This is a genomic window from Pseudomonas sp. zjy_15, assembly GCF_043101865.1.
Classification (GTDB): domain Bacteria; phylum Pseudomonadota; class Gammaproteobacteria; order Pseudomonadales; family Pseudomonadaceae; genus Aquipseudomonas; species Aquipseudomonas putida_Y.
Genome location: NZ_JBICII010000037.1, coordinates 92,982 through 109,429 on the forward strand (window position 1 = coordinate 92,982; position 16,448 = coordinate 109,429).

9 protein-coding genes are annotated in these 16,448 nt (G+C 64.2%); 5 read left to right on the forward strand and 4 right to left on the reverse strand.

What is annotated here, in order from left to right:
- Positions 1-178 precede the first annotated feature (178 nt).
- The 3 genes from glgB to ACF8EF_RS07845 all read right to left on the reverse strand — a co-directional run bounded on the left by glgB (position 179) and on the right by ACF8EF_RS07845 (position 7,879).
- Positions 179-2,389 (reverse strand): 1,4-alpha-glucan branching protein GlgB, encoded by a 2,211-nt coding sequence (glgB, locus tag ACF8EF_RS07835; protein WP_176682241.1) that lies wholly within the window; start codon positions 2,387-2,389, stop codon positions 179-181.
- Positions 2,386-5,706 (reverse strand): maltose alpha-D-glucosyltransferase, encoded by a 3,321-nt coding sequence (gene treS, locus ACF8EF_RS07840; protein WP_392462007.1) that lies wholly within the window; start codon positions 5,704-5,706, stop codon positions 2,386-2,388. The genes glgB and treS overlap by 4 nt, the downstream gene beginning before the upstream one ends.
- A 154-nt stretch (positions 5,707-5,860) precedes the next feature.
- Positions 5,861-7,879: an alpha-1,4-glucan--maltose-1-phosphate maltosyltransferase gene (locus ACF8EF_RS07845; protein ID WP_392462005.1), complete on the reverse strand. Its 2,019-nt coding sequence runs from the start codon at positions 7,877-7,879 to the stop codon at positions 5,861-5,863.
- A 139-nt stretch (positions 7,880-8,018) separates the two neighbouring features.
- Here ACF8EF_RS07845 and ACF8EF_RS07850 point away from each other — a divergent pair, with 139 nt between their 5' ends.
- Complete coding sequence (locus tag ACF8EF_RS07850; RefSeq protein ID WP_015271006.1) at positions 8,019-8,180, forward strand: hypothetical protein; 162 nt, start codon at positions 8,019-8,021, stop codon at positions 8,178-8,180.
- A 216-nt stretch (positions 8,181-8,396) separates the two neighbouring features.
- Here the strand turns inward: ACF8EF_RS07850 and ACF8EF_RS07855 are convergent, their stop codons facing one another.
- On the reverse strand, positions 8,397-10,079 hold the full coding sequence (locus tag ACF8EF_RS07855; protein WP_392462003.1) for an AMP-binding protein: 1,683 nt from the start codon (positions 10,077-10,079) through the stop codon (positions 8,397-8,399).
- Positions 10,080-10,399: 320 nt separating this feature from the next.
- Between ACF8EF_RS07855 and ACF8EF_RS07860 the strand changes: the two genes are divergently transcribed.
- From ACF8EF_RS07860 to ACF8EF_RS07875, 4 genes are read left to right on the forward strand one after another with little or no spacing between them, the layout of a single operon-like run.
- The gene (locus ACF8EF_RS07860; protein ID WP_003251317.1) at positions 10,400-11,563 is read left to right on the forward strand and encodes an isovaleryl-CoA dehydrogenase; all 1,164 of its coding nucleotides are present in this window, start codon (positions 10,400-10,402) and stop codon (positions 11,561-11,563) included.
- 19 nt (positions 11,564-11,582) lie between these two features.
- Positions 11,583-13,190 carry a carboxyl transferase domain-containing protein gene (locus ACF8EF_RS07865; protein WP_176682237.1) on the forward strand — a complete coding sequence of 536 codons (1,608 nt, stop codon included), beginning with the start codon at positions 11,583-11,585 and terminating at the stop codon, positions 13,188-13,190.
- A 3-nt stretch (positions 13,191-13,193) separates the two neighbouring features.
- Entirely contained in the window at positions 13,194-14,009 is an 816-nt protein-coding gene (locus ACF8EF_RS07870; protein ID WP_176682236.1) for a gamma-carboxygeranoyl-CoA hydratase, read from the forward strand.
- Entirely contained in the window at positions 14,006-15,958 is a 1,953-nt protein-coding gene (locus tag ACF8EF_RS07875) for an acetyl/propionyl/methylcrotonyl-CoA carboxylase subunit alpha (protein ID WP_176682235.1), read from the forward strand. The genes ACF8EF_RS07870 and ACF8EF_RS07875 overlap by 4 nt, the downstream gene beginning before the upstream one ends.
- Positions 15,959-16,448 lie beyond the last annotated feature (490 nt).

Here is a 16,448-nt window from a genome sequence, read left to right on the forward strand (position 1 = left end):
ACACACTGATCGGGGGTGCACACGCATCGGTGGCTCGGCACAGGCCGTTGTAGGAGCGGGTTCACCCGCGAAAGGGCCGGGCCTGCCGGCCAATTTCCAAAGCCCATTCACGGTTGCCGCCGCTACCGGATTCGCGGGCAAACCCGCTCCAGGCGAAAGGGCCAGTGCGGTCAACCGGTCAGGCGGGCTTCATGATCAACACCCCCAGCGGCGGCAGGTTCAAGGCCAACGACAATGGCTGCCCATGGCTGGCCACTGCCTCACTGGCCACTGCCCCCAAATTGCCCACGTTCGACCCGGCATACAGCTCGGCATCGCTGTTCAGCAGCTCTTGCCAACGCTCGCCGAACGGCACGCCAATGCGGTAACCCTCACGGGGTACCGGGGTGAAGTTGGCCACCACCAGCACCGGCTCGCCGCTGCTGCTCCAGCGCAGCCAGGCGTACACGCTGTTCTGCGCGTCGTCACCGATCAGCCACTGGAAGCCCTGCGGCTGGCAATCCTGCTCGTGCAGCGCCGGCTCTTCGCGGTACAGGCGGTTGAGGTCGCCCACCAGGCGCTGCACACCCTGGTGCTCGGGATACTGCAGCAGGTACCAGTCCAGTTCGCTGTCGTGGTTCCACTCACGCCACTGGCCGAACTCGCAGCCCATGAACAGCAGCTTCTTGCCCGGGTGCGCCCACATGAAGGTGAGGTAGGCGCGCAGGTTGGCGAACTTCTGCCAGCGGTCGCCGGGCATCTTGTCGATCAGCGAGTGCTTGCCGTGTACCACTTCATCATGGGAGATGGGCAGGATGAAGTGCTCGGAATAGGCATAGATCAGCCCGAAGCTCATCTCGTTGTGGTGGTAGGTGCGATGCACCGGGTCGTTCTGGATATAGTGCAGGGTGTCGTGCATCCAGCCCATGTTCCACTTGTAGGCAAAACCCAGGCCGCCCTGTTGGGTAGGCTGGCTGACCCCGGGCCAGGCGGTGGACTCTTCGGCGATGATCAGCGCGCCCGGGGCTTCGTGGGCAGCCACGCCGTTGAGGTGGCGGATGAAGTCGATGGCTTCCAGGTTCTCGCGCCCGCCGTGGCGGTTGGGTACCCATTCGCCCGCCTTGCGCGAGTAGTCGCGGTACAGCATCGAGGCCACCGCATCGACGCGCAGGCCGTCGATATGGAAGTGCTTGAGCCAGTGCAGCGCCGAGGCCATCATGAAGCCGCGTACTTCGTTGCGGCCGAGGTTGTAGATCAGCGTGTTCCAGTCCTGGTGGTAGCCTTCCAGTGGGTTGTCGTATTCGTACAGGGCCGTGCCGTCAAAGCGAGCCAGGCCGTGTTCGTCGGTGGGGAAATGCGCTGGCACCCAGTCCAGCAGCACACCAATGCCTCCCTGGTGGCAGGCGTCGATGAACGCGGCGAAATCTTCGGCACTGCCGTAGCGCGAGGTGGGCGCGAACATCGACAGTGGCTGATAGCCCCAGGAGCCGCCGAACGGGTGTTCCATGATCGGCAGCAGTTCGATGTGGGTAAAGCCCAGTTCCTGCACGTAGGGCACCAGCCGCTCGGCCAGTTCGCGCCAATTGTAGAAACGGCCGATTTCCCCCGCTTCGTCCAGCTCGCAGCGCCATGACCCTGGGTGCAGCTCGTAGATCGACAATGGTGCGTTGTAGGCATGGCGCTGGGCGCGCTGCGCCATCCAGTCATGGTCCTGCCAGGCGTGGCTGAGTTCACCGGCAACCTTGGACGCCGTGCTCGGTGGCAGCTCGGTGGCACGGGCCAGCGGGTCGGCCTTCAACGGCAGTATGCCGTCCTTGCCGAGCACTTCGAACTTGTAGGTTTCGCCCACGCCCAGACGCGGAATGAACAGCTCCCAGACCCCGGCGCCGTGGCGCAGGCGCATGGGGTGGCGGCGGCCGTCCCAGTTGTTGAAATCACCCACCACCGACACCCGCCGGGCATTCGGCGCCCAGACCGAGAAACACACGCCGTCGATGCCATCGACCTGAGTCGGCTGGGCACCGAAACGCCCGGACAAATCGCGATGATTGCCTTCCGCGAACAAGTGAAGGTCCATGTCACCCAATTGCGGGCCGAAGCTGTAGGGGTCTTCGGTAACCTGTTCGCCACCGGCCCAGACGATATGAAGCTGGTAGGGCTGTGCCTCATCGAGGTGCGCGCTGAACAACCCGGGCAGGCTGCCCTGCTCCATTTCGGCAAGTACCCGCCCGTCATCCCGGGCCTGGACGCGCACTTTCAGGGCATTGGGCAAAAAGGCGCGGACCACCTGCCCACCTGCGCCATCGCCGTGGGGGCCGAGTACCGCAAAGGGATCGGCGTGCTCGGCGCGGGCCAGGGCGTCGAGGTCCCGTTGCCGAAGGCCACCGTTTTCACGCGTTGTAACGTTCATTCTGACTCTCCCCAGGTACTGATCAGTCCATGCAGACCATGCAAAGGCACGGCCAGCCAGCTCGGACGGTTTTCGGCTTCGTATGTGATCTCGTAGGCGGCTTTTTCCAGGCAGAACAGCTCCAGTGCCGCGCGCTCGCCCTCGGCGTGCTGCCAGGCGTGAGGCATGGCGGCGGTGGCCAGGCCATAGGCTTCGACAAAGGCATGCCGGGACTGGTGCAGGTACTGCCGGGCAACCCGCTGCCGGGCTTGCCGCGCCGGCTCGGAAAGGTCCACCGCAGACGCGCTGCGCAAGATCATCGCAGCAGCATAGTCGAAGGATCGCAGCACGCCGCTGACATCCTTGTAGGGGCTGTGTTTTGCCCGGCGCTCTTCAAGTGGCCGGGCGGGTTCGCCTTCAAAATCGATGAGGTAGGCATCACCCTGCACCACCAACACCTGACCCAGGTGCAGGTCGCCGTGCACACGCATCAGCAGGCCACCCTGAGCCTGCTCGGTCAGCTTGTCGATGTGCTGCGCCAGGCCGTCACGCTGTTGCTGCAGGTCGTCGACCAAGGCCTGGCTATCGCTGTCCAGCGTGTCGCGGTGCTGGGCCAGCAGGTCGAGGGCGTGGATCAGTTCGGTGCTGATCTGTGCACGCCAGCGCTCGCTGTCCTGTGCATCGCTGGGGCGCGGCTGGAAGGCCGGGTCTTCGGTGGGTGCAGCCAGCAGCAGGTGCATCTCGCCCAGGCGCTGGCCAAGCAAGGCCGCAAAGCCGCTGAGCTCGGCCAATGCGTCAGTGTGCGCCTCGCCGTCGTTGCGGGTGGGCTCCATCTGGTCGCGGATGGCCCGTTCAAGGGTGTTCTGGGTCCAGCCCCAGGCATCGCCCTGGTTACTCAGGTAACCCTGGGCAATCATCAGCAGGTGCGGCGCGTGTTGCTCGTCCACCCGGCTGACCCAGGCCAGCAGCGGCGAGATATTGGCAAAGCCGGCGGCGGTCAGGTAGGCGCTCATTTCCAGCTCTGGATGGATACCCGGATTGACCCGGCGGATCAGTTTGAGCACCACGCGGTCGCCGATGACCACCGAGCTGTTGGACTGCTCGGCACTGAGGTAGCGCACTTCGCTCTCGTCGTCGAGCGCCAGGCCGGCCAGCGGCTCTGTGCATTCGAAGCGCAATTCACCCTCACCGTCGCCACACGGCACGCGCAGGCCATCCTGGCAGGCTTGCATCACCGCGTGAATGAACGGTTCGAGGACGAAGGCGTCTGTGATCAAGCCAACCTGATGGGCACGGCGCACCCGCGACAACGCCAGCTGCTGCGGCAGCGCGGTATGGATCTGTTCCTCACGCAGCAGGCCGAACGGCAATTGGTAGCGGGTGGCCGTGCCGTCGCTGAGGACTTCGATTTCGCTGAGCAACACCGGCGTGGTGGCGGTACCGAAACGCACGCCGTAACACAGGCGCACGGCATCGATCGGCCCTTCCTTGCCGGCGAACCAACGGCGTTTGGGCAGGTACTGCGGCAGGATGGTGCTTTGCAGCGTATCGCTTGCCGGGGCTTGCAGCAGCTCTTCCATGCGCTTGCGCAGTACCAATGTGGTCAATTCGGGTAACCCCTCGGTGGGCTGGATGTGCCAGCTGGGCATGCGATCGCGGCTGGCCAGCAGGAACCAGTAGAAGGCATAAGGTGGCAATGTCAACAGAAACGGCAGTTGGCCGATTGGCGGGAACGCGCTGCCGCCAAGCATCTCCACCGGTACTTTGTCGGCGTATTGTGACAATTCGAGTTCGGCAGCCTGAGCGGCGCGGGACACGTTGGCCACGCAGAGGATGACCTCGGTATTGCCGTCGGCATCGGTGTACTCGCGGATATAGGCAAGGATGCGCCGGTTGCTGGGCGTAAGGGTGCGCAGGCTGCCGCGGCCAAAGGCCTTCTGCTGCTTGCGCACCGCCAGCATGCGCCGGGTCCAGTTCAGCAGCGAATGCGGGTCGTGGCTTTGCGCCTCGACGTTGACGGTCTGGTAACCGTAGAGCGGGTCCATGATCGGCGGCAGCACCAGGCGCTGCGGGTCAGCGCGGGAAAAACCGCCGTTGCGGTCTGGCGACCACTGCATGGGTGTGCGAACGCCATCGCGGTCCCCCAGATAGATATTGTCGCCCATACCCAGTTCGTCGCCGTAATACAGGGTTGGCGTGCCGGGCATCGACAATAGCAGGCTGGTCAGCAGCTCTATGCGCCGCCGGTCACGCTGCAGCAGGGGCGCCAGGCGCCGGCGAATGCCCAGGTTGATGCGCGCGCGGCGGTCTTCGGCATAGTAGTTCCACAGGTAGTCGCGCTCGCGGTCGGTGACCATTTCCAGGGTCAGTTCATCATGGTTGCGCAAAAAGATCGCCCACTGGCAGTTGGCCGGAATTTCCGGGGTCTGGCGCAGGATATCGGTGATCGGGAAGCGGTCTTCCATGGCCAGGGCCATGTACATGCGCGGCATCAACGGAAAGTGGAAGGCCATATGGCATTCGTCGCCGTCGCCTTCACCGAAGTACGGGCGCGTGTCTTCCGGCCACTGGTTGGCTTCGGCCAGCAGCATGCGATCGGGGTAGTTGGCGTCGATCTCGGCGCGGATCGCCTTGAGCACGTCGTGGGTTTCGGCGAGGTTTTCGTTGTTGGTGCCGTCGCGTTCGATCAGGTAAGGGATCGCGTCCAGCCGCAGGCCATCTACACCCAGGTCGAGCCAGAAGCGCATGACGCCGATCACCGCCTTGAGCACCTGCGGGTTGTCGAAATTGAGGTCCGGCTGGTGGGAATAGAACCGGTGCCAGAAGTACTGGCCGGCGACCGGGTCCCAGGTCCAGTTGGACTTTTCGGTGTCGAGGAAGATGATGCGCGTACCGTCATACTTCTGGTCATCGTCCGACCACACGTAGAACTCACGCGCCTTGCTGCCGCGCTTGGCGTGGCGGGCGCGCTGGAACCACGGGTGCTGGTCGCTGGTGTGGTTGATGACCAGCTCGGTGATCACCCGCAGGCCGCGCTTGTGGGCCTCGGCGATGAAACGGCGGGCGTCGGCCATGCTGCCGTAGTCGGGGTGCACGCCCTTGTATTCGGCGATGTCGTAGCCGTCGTCACGGCGTGGCGAGGGATAGAACGGCAGCAGCCACAGGGTGTTGACGCCCAGTTCGGCGATGTAGTCGAGCTTGCTGATCAGGCCGGCGAAGTCGCCGATGCCGTCGTTGTTCGAGTCGAAGAACGACTTGATGTGCAGCTGGTAGATGACGGCGTCCTTGTACCACAGCGGGTCGTCGATGAAGGCTGCCGGGCGGGAACGCTTGGCCATGTGCGACTCCTTTCAATTGCATGTTTGCCCCTTCTTGCACCATCGCTGTGGGAGCGGGCGTGCCCGCGAATCAGCCACCGCGGTGCTTGGCACCGGCTCTGCCGGTGTTCGCGGGCGTGCCCGCTCCCACAGGGGAAAAGGCTACAGACCGGTTTTACCCGGCTTTCTCGATGCGCCAGATGCCGAACGGCAGGTGCCAGGGCTCTATGCGCATCCATTGGGTCTTGCCGTACCACGACCAGCGGTGGCCGTTCATCAGGTCTTCACCCTGGGTTTCGGCGTTGTCGTCCAGCCCCAGCTCCCACAGTGGCAACTCGAAATGCGCCTCCTGGGCGTTGTGCGGGTCGAGGCTGATGGCCACCAGGATGTAGTTGTCACGCTCAGGCGTACGCTTGGCGAAATACAGAATGTTGTCGTTCCAGCAATTGAAGAAGGCCACACCCAGGTGGGTTTGCAAGGCACGGTTCTGCCGGCGGATGCGGTTGAGCTGGGCGATCTCGGCAATGATGTTGCCGGGCTGGGTGAAATCACGTGGGCGGATTTCGTACTTCTCCGAATCCAGATATTCCTCCTTGCCCGGCAACGGCGTGCCCTCGCACAGCTCGAAGCCCGAATACATGCCCCACAAGCCTGAGCCCATGGTCGCCAGCGCCGCACGGATAAGGAACCCTGCGCGGCCTGAGGTGTGCAGGAAAAACGGGTTGATATCCGGTGTATTGACGAAGAAGTTGGGCCGGTAGCACTGGCTCCAAGGCGGCTGGTTGAGCTGCTCGAAATATTCGCGCAGCTCCTGCTTGTGGTTGCGCCAGGTGAAATAGGTATAGCTCTGTGCGTAGCCGACCTTGCCCAGGCGCGCCATCATCGCCGGCTTGGTAAAGGCTTCGGCGAGGAAGATGACGTCGGGGTGCTGGCTGCGCACATTGCCGATCAGCCATTGCCAGAACGGCAGCGGCTTGGTGTGCGGGTTGTCGACGCGGAAGGTCTTCACGCCCTCCTCGACCCAGCCGACCACCACATCGCGCAGGGCCAGCCACAGCGAGGGCACGGCCTCTGGGGCGTAGAAATCGACGTTGACGATGTCCTGGTACTTTTTCGGCGGGTTTTCGGCGTAGCGGATGGTGCCGTCCGGGCGCCAGCTGAACCAGCCCGGGTGCTCCTTGAGCCAAGGGTGGTCCTGGGAGCACTGGATGGCGAAATCGAGGGCGATTTCCAGGCCGTGTTCCGCAGCCGCAGCCACCAGACGGCGGAAGTCATCGCGGCTGCCCAGTTGCGGGTGGATGGCCTCATGGCCGCCCTCCGGGCTGCCGATGGCATACGGGCTACCCGGGTCGCCCGGCTCGGCCTTGAGGGCGTTGTTGCGGCCCTTGCGATGTTGCATGCCGATGGGGTGGATGGGCGGGAAGTACAGTACGTCGAAGCCCATGTCGCGGATCATCGGCAGCCGTTCGTGCACGTCGTTGAAGGTGCCGTGACGCTGCGGGTCGTCGGTAACCGAGCGCGGGAACAGCTCGTACCAGCTGGCGAACAATGCGGCCGGGCGGTCGACATCAAGGGGGAAATCAGGGCTGCGGGTCAGGTAGCTGCGGTGTTCGGCCTCGCCCATCAGGCGGGCGGTGGTCGGGTCGAGAAACAAGGCCACCTGGTCATCGGTGCTGAGCGTGGGCAGGCGCTGCTGCAAGGCCTCTAGCGCCTCGCGCAGGGCACCGCTGCACAGCTCGATGCCTGTGCCGAGCATCAAACGGCCTTCTTCCAATTCCAGTTTTACCTCGACGCCGGCGTGGTACTTCTTCTCCAGGTCGTGGCAATAGGTGGCAAACGGGTCGATCCAGGCCTCGATACTGAACCGGTGCGGGCCCAGCTCGGTGGGGGTGAATTCGGCCTGCCACAGGTCGTTGCCCGCCGACTGCATCGGCACGCAATGCCAGCGCCTGCTGTGCGCCTGGCGCCAGTTGAGCATCACCGCCAGGCGGTCGTGGCCGTCGCTGTAGGCCTTGGTGCTGACTGCCACTGGCTGGCCACTGACGGCCTTGGCGGCGAAGCTGCCGGCGTCGAGCACGGGTTGGGTGTCTTCAATCACGATACGCGGCGCCAGCAGCGCCTGGGACAGGCTGATGGGCTGGTCCGGGTGATCGTTCGCCATGGGCACGCTTTCAAAGGGCTCGTTTCGTGACATCGACCTTGCTCCCTCAGGCTGGTGGCGGTAAGGGTTCAGAGCCGGGCACAGGCGGGGGGTTCAAAATAATTGAGCGAACGGCAGCTGCCAGCGGTCAGAGCCTACAGCACCTCTTCACCCACCCACGCGAGGTCAGGCCATGAACATTCCCATTCCACCGGAGACACCCGATCCCAATATCGACGACCCGAGCTTGCCGCCACCCGTACCGGAAGAAGAGCCGGACGAGCTGCCGATCAAGCCGACCGTGCCGCCGACAGTGGGCGACCCGCCGAGCCAGGAGCCACCGGTGAAGGCTTAAGGGTAGACCACGGCACCGGCATGAACAGCTGATCTCCTCTGCTCCATTGAAAGGTTGAGGATGACCGGGTGCTTGGCAAGGTGAAGATCTTGCATTGATCGGGCCGGCCTCTTCGCGGGTAAACCCGCTCCTACCAGCGACCGTGCCGGCCTTGAATGCGGCGCTGTCCCTGGTAGGAGCGGGTTTACCCGCGAAGAGGCCGGCCGCGCCCGCACATCAACCCGCAGATGCAGCCGCAATCTCCGCCACACTGATCTCACGCATGCGGAACTTTTGCACCTTCCCTGTCACCGTCATCGGGTACTCGTCGACAAAACGGATATACCGCGGCACTTTGAAGTGTGCGATGCGTGCCTTGCACCAGCCCTGCAGCTCCTCGGCCGTGGCGCTATGCCCAGGGTGCAGCTTGATCCAGGCGACGATCTCTTCGCCATAGCGGCTGCACGGAATGCCAATCACCTGCGCATCGGCCACCGCCGGGTGGGTGTAGAAAAACTCTTCCAGCTCACGCGGGTAAATGTTCTCGCCGCCGCGAATGATCATGTCCTTGTTGCGCCCGACGATGCGCACATAGCCCTGCTCGTCCATCACCGCCAGGTCACCCGAATGCATCCAGCCGGCCGGGTCGATGGCATCCGCCGTGGCCTGGGGGTTGTCCCAGTAGCCAAGCATCACGCTGTAACCGCGGGTGCACAGTTCGCCAATCTCTCCGCGCGGGACGATGCAGCCATCGGCGTCCAGCAGTTTGTTCTCAAGCTGCGGCTGGGTGCGGCCGACGGTGGTCACGCGCAGTTCCAGATCGTCGTCCGGGCCGGTCTGCAGCGACACCGGGCTGGTTTCGGTCATGCCGTAGGCGATCTGCACTTCTGCCATGTGCATCTGGTCGATGACCCGGCGCATCACCTCGATCGGGCAGGTGGCGCCGGCCATGATGCCGCTGCGCAGGGTCGACAGGTCCATGTGAGCACGCGACGGGTGGTCGAGCATGGCGATGAACATGGTCGGCACACCATAGAGGATAGTGGCGCGCTCTTCGGCCACGGCGCGCAAGGTCAGTTCGGCGTCAAAAGCGTCGCTGGGGTAGATCATGGTACTGCCGTGGGTGATGCAGCCGAGGTTGGCCATGACCATGCCGAAGCAATGGTATAGCGGCACCGGGATCACCATACGGTCGCGGGCCGTCAGGCCAAGGCTTTCACCCACCATGAAACCGTTGTTGAGGATGTTGTAGTGACTGAGCGTGGCACCTTTGGGCGCACCGGTGGTGCCGGAGGTGTACTGGATGTTTACCGGCTGGTCGAATTGCAGGCTTTGCTGACGGGCTGTGCAAGCCTCGACAGACGTCTGCCCTGCCCGCTCGGCCAATGCGTGCCAGGGCAGGAAGCCGGCAGGCGGGTTGGCGGCCAGGCTGATGACGCCACGCAACTCGGGCAGGCATTCACTGGCCAGCTCACCAGGCCGGGTGCTGGCCAGTTCAGGCACCAGCTCCTGCAGCATGGCGTGGTAATCAGACGTCTTGAAGGCTTCAGCGCAGACCAGCCAGTGGCAGCCAGACTGGCGCAACACATATTCCAGCTCACCCACACGGTAGGCCGGGTTGATGTTGACCAGGATGGCGCCGACCTTGGCACTGGCCAGCTGCAAGATGCACCACTGGGCGCAGTTGGGCGACCAGATGCCAACACGATCACCGGTGTTCACGCCCAGAGCAATCAGGGCGCGGGCGTGTATTTCGACCTGTTCGGCCAACTGCCGCCAGCTGTAACGCAGGCCCTGGTGGCGGGACACCAAGGCCTCGCTGTCGGAACAGCGGGCTACGGTGGCATCGAAGGCCTGGCCGATGGTCTGGGTCAGCAAGGGTCGGTCCTGGCGACCGCGGGTATAGCTTGGTTGACTCATGGGTGTCCCTTCTTGTGGTTGTTTTGGGCACGGCTGAAGCAAGCGGGAATACTCTGGCGCAGATTTACGTTTACGTAAAGGTGACAAGTGGATTGACAGTGCCTACTTGCAGGTTTACGTTAACGTAAAGGTGATGAACGACACCCACTTGAGGCGCCACGCCGCCCCCTGTGGGAGCGGGCTTGCCCGCGAATGCGACCGATCAGGTAATGACGGTGACCCTGCTGACGTATTCGCGGGCATGCCCGCTCCCACAGGGGGCGGGGCTGGATCCCAAGCTATGGTGTAACCCAATTTCAAGAACAAGAAGGTGCCCCAGCATGCATTACCCCTCCCTGAACTTCGCCCTGGGCGAAACCATCGACATGCTCCGTGACCAGGTCCGCACTTTCGTCGCCGCCGAACTGGCCCCGCGCGCCGCACAGATCGATCACGACAACCTGTTCCCCGCCGACATGTGGCGCAAGTTCGGTGACATGGGCCTGCTGGGCATCACCGTACCAGAAGAGTACGGCGGCGCTGGCCTGGGCTACCTGGCCCACGTGGTGTCGATGGAAGAAATCAGCCGTGGCTCAGCGTCGGTGGCGCTGTCCTACGGCGCCCACTCCAACCTGTGCGTCAACCAGATCAACCGCAACGGCACCCACGAGCAGAAGCTCAAGTACCTGCCCAAACTGATCAGCGGCGAACACATCGGCGCCTTGGCCATGAGCGAGCCCAATGCCGGCTCCGACGTGGTGTCGATGAAGCTGCGCGCAGAAAAACGCGGCGATCACTACGTGCTCAACGGCAGCAAGACCTGGATCACCAACGGTCCCGACGCCAACACCTACGTGATTTACGCCAAGACCGACCTGGACAAGGGTGCGCACGGCATCACCGCGTTCATCGTCGAGCGAGACTGGAAAGGCTTCAGCCGCAGCAACAAGTTCGACAAGCTGGGCATGCGCGGGTCCAACACCTGCGAGCTGTTCTTCGATGGCGTGGAAGTGCCGGCAGAGAACATTCTGGGCCAGCTCAACGGCGGCGTGCGCGTCCTTATGAGCGGCCTGGACTACGAACGTGTGGTGCTGTCCGGCGGCCCGACCGGCATCATGCAAAGCTGCATGGACCTGGTGGTGCCGTATATCCATGACCGCAAGCAATTCGGCCAGAGCATCGGCGAGTTCCAGCTGATCCAGGGCAAGATTGCCGACATGTACACCCAGCTCAATGCCAGCCGCGCCTACCTGTATGCCGTGGCCCAGGCGTGCGACCGCGGCGAGACCACCCGCAAGGACGCTGCCGGCGTGATCCTGTACACCGCCGAGCGTGCCACGCAAATGGCCCTGGAGGCGATCCAGATTCTTGGCGGCAACGGCTATATCAACGAATTCCCGGCTGGCCGCCTGTTGCGCGACGCCAAGCTGTACGAAATCGGTGCCGGCACCAGCGAAATCCGCCGGATGCTGATCGGCCGCGAACTGTTCAACGAAACCCGCTGAACATAAGGGACGGGCGCACATGGCTACCTTGCACACCCAGATCAACCCGCGTTCGGCAGAATTTGCCATCAACAGCGCGGCCATGCTCGAACAGGTCCAGGCCCTGCGCGGCCTGCTCGCCCAGGTTGCCCAGGGCGGCGGGCCCAAGGCCCAGGAACGGCATACCTCACGTGGCAAACTGCTGCCACGCGAGCGTATCGACCGCCTGCTGGACCCAGGCTCGCCGTTCCTCGAGATCGGCCAGTTGGCCGCCCATGAGGTGTATGGCGAGGACGTGCCGGCTGCGGGCGTGATTGCCGGCATCGGCCGAGTCGAGGGCGTCGAATGCATGATCGTGGCCAACGACGCCACGGTAAAAGGCGGTTCGTACTACCCGCTGACGGTGAAGAAGCACCTGCGTGCACAAACCATCGCCCAGCAGAACCGCCTGCCGTGCATCTATCTGGTGGACTCCGGCGGCGCCAACTTGCCACGCCAGGACGAAGTGTTCCCCGACCGCGAGCACTTCGGGCGCATCTTCTTCAACCAGGCCAACATGAGCGCACAAGGCATCCCGCAGATCGCCGTGGTGATGGGCTCGTGCACCGCTGGCGGCGCGTACGTGCCGGCCATGGCCGACGAAGCGATCATGGTCCGCCAGCAGGCGACCATCTTCCTCGCCGGGCCGCCGCTGGTAAAAGCCGCCACCGGTGAAGTGGTCAGCGCCGAAGACCTCGGCGGCGCCGATGTGCACTGCCGCACCAGTGGCGTCGCCGACCATTATGCCGACAACGACGAACACGCCCTGGCCATCGCGCGACGCAGTGTGGCCAACCTCAACTGGCACAAGCTCGGCAAGCTGCAGCGGTTGGCCCCAGTGGCGCCGCTGTATGCCGCCGACGAGCTGTACGGCGTGGTACCGGCGGATGCCAAGCAGCCGTTCGATGTGCGCGAAGTGATCGCCCGCCTGGTCGATGGCTCGGTGTTCGATGAATTCAAGGCGCTGTTCGGCACCACCCTGGTGTGCGGCTTCGCCCATTTGCACGGCTACCCGGTGGCCATCCTGGCCAACAACGGCATCCTGTTCGCCGAAGCCGCGCAAAAAGGTGCGCATTTCATCGAACTGGCCTGCCAGCGCGGCATCCCGCTGCTGTTCCTGCAGAACATCACCGGTTTCATGGTCGGCAAGAAGTACGAAGAAGGCGGCATCGCCAAGCACGGCGCCAAGCTGGTCACCGCCGTGGCCTGCGCCCAGGTGCCGAAGTTCACGGTGATCATCGGCGGCAGCTTTGGTGCCGGCAACTACGGCATGTGCGGCCGCGCCTACGACCCGCGCTTCCTGTGGATGTGGCCCAACGCGCGGATTGGCGTAATGGGCGCCGAACAGGCCGCCGGCGTGCTGGCCCAGGTCAAGCGTGAGCAAAACGAGCGCAGCGGCCAGCCCTTCAGTGCCGAGGATGAGGCCAGGCTCAAACAACCGATCCTCGACCAATACGAGCATCAGGGCCACCCCTATTATTCCAGCGCCCGGCTGTGGGACGACGGTGTCATCGACCCGGCACAGACCCGCGACGTCCTCGGCCTGGCGCTGTCTGCCGCGCTGAACGCGCCGATCGAACAGAGCCGCTTCGGCATTTTCCGGATGTGACCCATGAGCGATTTCAGCACCCTCGAAGTGATCCGCGACCCACGCGGCTTCGCCACCCTGTGGCTAAGCCGCGAGGACAAGAACAACGCCTTCAACGCGCAGATGATCCGCGAGCTGATCGTGGCCATCGACCAGTTGGCCGAAGACATCAGCCTGCGTTTTGTGCTGCTGCGCGGCCGTGGCCGGCACTTCAGCGCCGGTGCCGACCTGGCCTGGATGCAGCAGTCGGCGCAACTGGACTTCAACACCAACCTGGATGACGCCCACGAACTGGGTGAGCTGATGTACGCCCTGCACCGCCTCAAGGCCCCGACCCTGGCCGTGGTGCAAGGCGCAGCCTTCGGCGGCGCGCTGGGCCTGATCAGCTGCTGCGACATGGCCATTGGCGCCGAAGACGCGCAGCTGTGTCTGTCGGAAGTGCGCATCGGCCTGGCCCCGGCGGTGATCAGCCCGTTCGTGGTCAAGGCCATTGGCGAGCGAGCCGCGCGCCGCTACGCCCTCACCGCCGAACGCTTCACTGGCGTGCGCGCCCGCGAACTGGGCCTGTTGGCGGAGGTGTACCCAGCCAGCGAACTGGACGACCAGGTCGAAGCCTGGGTAAGCAACCTGCTGCAGAACAGCCCGCAAGCGTTGCGCGCCAGCAAGGACCTGCTGCGCGAAGTGGATGACGGCGAACTCAGCCCGGCCCTGCGCCGTTACTGCGAAAACGCCATCGCCCGCATCCGCGTCAGCGCCGAAGGCCAGGAGGGCCTGCGCGCCTTCCTGGAAAAACGCCGCCCTGCCTGGCAAACCGTTGACAAGAAGGAGCCGCGCCCATGAGCCGCCCCGCTTTGACCACCCTGCTGGTCGCCAACCGCGGCGAAATCGCCTGCCGGGTGATGCGCACCGCCAAGGCCATGGGCCTGACCACCGTTGCCGTGCACAGCGCCACCGACCGTGACGCCCGTCATAGCCGCGAAGCCGACATCCGCGTCGACCTGGGCGGCACCAAGGCTGCCGAAAGCTACCTGCTGGTCGACAAGCTGCTGGCCGCAGCCAAGGCCAGCGGCGCCCAGGCCATCCATCCAGGTTATGGCTTTCTGTCCGAGAACGCAGGTTTCGCCCGCGCCATCGAGCAGGCCGGGCTGATATTCCTCGGCCCACCGGCCAGCGCCATCGACGCCATGGGCAGCAAATCGGCAGCCAAGGCGCTGATGGAAGCGGCCGGCGTGCCGTTGGTGCCGGGCTACCACGGCGAGGCCCAGGACCTGGACACCTTCCGCGCCGCGGCCGAACGCATCGGCTACCCGGTGCTGCTCAAGGCCAGCGCCGGTGGCGGTGGCAAGGGCATGAAAGTGGTCGAGGAAGAAAGCCAACTGGCCGACGCCCTGGCCTCGGCCCAGCGTGAGGCACAGTCGTCGTTCGGCGATGCGCGCATGCTGGTGGAAAAGTACGTGCTCAAACCACGCCACGTGGAGATTCAGGTGTTCGCCGACCAGCACGGCAACTGCCTGTACCTCAACGAGCGCGACTGCTCGATCCAGCGCCGCCACCAGAAGGTGGTCGAAGAAGCCCCGGCCCCCGGCCTCTCGTCAGCACTGCGCCAGGCCATGGGCGAGGCCGCTGTGCGCGCGGCGAAAGCCATCGGCTATGTGGGTGCCGGCACAGTAGAGTTTCTGCTCGATGCCCGCGGCGAGTTCTTCTTCATGGAGATGAACACTCGTCTACAGGTGGAACACCCGGTCACCGAGGCCATTACCGGCCTGGACCTCGTTGCCTGGCAAATTCGCGTGGCCTGCGGCGAAGCCTTGCCGATCACACAGGAACAGGTGCCGCTGATCGGCCATGCCATCGAGGTACGCCTCTATGCCGAAGACCCGGCCAACGATTTCTTACCCGCGACCGGCAAATTGGCGCTGTACCGTGAATCGGCGCCCGGCGAAGGCCGCCGGGTGGACAGCGGGGTTAGCGAAGGCGATGTGGTGTCGCCGTTCTACGACCCGATGCTGGGCAAGCTGATCGCCTGGGGCGAAGACCGAGAGCAGGCGCGCTTGCGCTTGCTGGCCATGCTCGATGAGTTCGCCATTGGCGGGCTGAAGACCAACATTGCCTTCCTGCGGCGCATTCTCGCCCACCCGGCATTTGCTGCGGCGGAACTGGATACCGGATTCATTCCGCGTCATCAGGCGGTTCTGCTGCCTGCGCCGCAAGCATTGCCGGCAGCCTTCTGGGAAGCGGCGGCAGAGGCGTGGCTTCAGGGCCAGGGGGCACATCAGCGCGATGACGACCGCCATTCGCCTTGGGGCGGGCGTAACGGCCTGCGCTTGGGCTTGCCGGCACGCAGCAGCTTGCATCTGGTGAGCGCTGGCCAAGACCAGGCAGTGGCCCTGGAACGCAGCGCTGCTTCCACCTGGCAGCTACAAGGTGAGCAGTTGGTGCATGACCAGAACGGCGTGCGTCGCCAGCATCTGGCAATCCGTCGGGGTGGCACGCTGTACCTGCACTGGGATGGCGAAATGCATGCCATCGAAGCCTTCGATCCGATTGCCGAGGCTGAAGCCAGCCACAGCCACCAGGGTGGGCTGGGTGCGCCGATGAACGGCAGTATCGTACGGGTGCTGGTCGAACCTGGCCAGGTGGTGGAAGCCGGTACTGCGCTGGTGGTACTGGAGGCCATGAAGATGGAGCACAGCATTCGTGCGCCGCATGCCGGCACGGTGAAGGCGCTGTTCTGCCTGGAGGGGGATATGGTCAGCGAAGGGACTGTGCTGGTCGAACTGGTGGAATAACGGTGCCCGAGGGCCGCTTTGCGGCCCTAACGCAACACAAGGCCACCCCTGCAAAAGCCCGTAGGAGCGGGTTTACCCGCGAAAGGGCCGGCCCTGCTGGCCAATTTCCACCAGCCGTTCACGGTTGCCGCCGCTACCGTATTCGCGGGTAAACCCGCTCCTATGTATGGACTCGCATCGGTGATTGGGCGCAGGCCGTCGTGTAGGAGCGGGTTCACCCGCGAAAGGGCCGGCCCTGCTGGCCAATCTCCACCCGCCGTTCACCGTTGCCGCTGCCACCGTATTCGCGGGTAAACCCGCTCCTATCGGGGGTGGACACACATCGGCGATTGGGCGCAGGCCGCGTGTAATCGATGGACTCGCCCCCGCCGAGGCATCACAGTGCCACGGTGGTGTTCAAAGAAGCCAACGGCAGCGAGGGCGAGACCATGAAAAAGCATAGTTCGAAACAAGATTCCCTGTCTTCCACTGATGTGGAGCTTTGCACAAC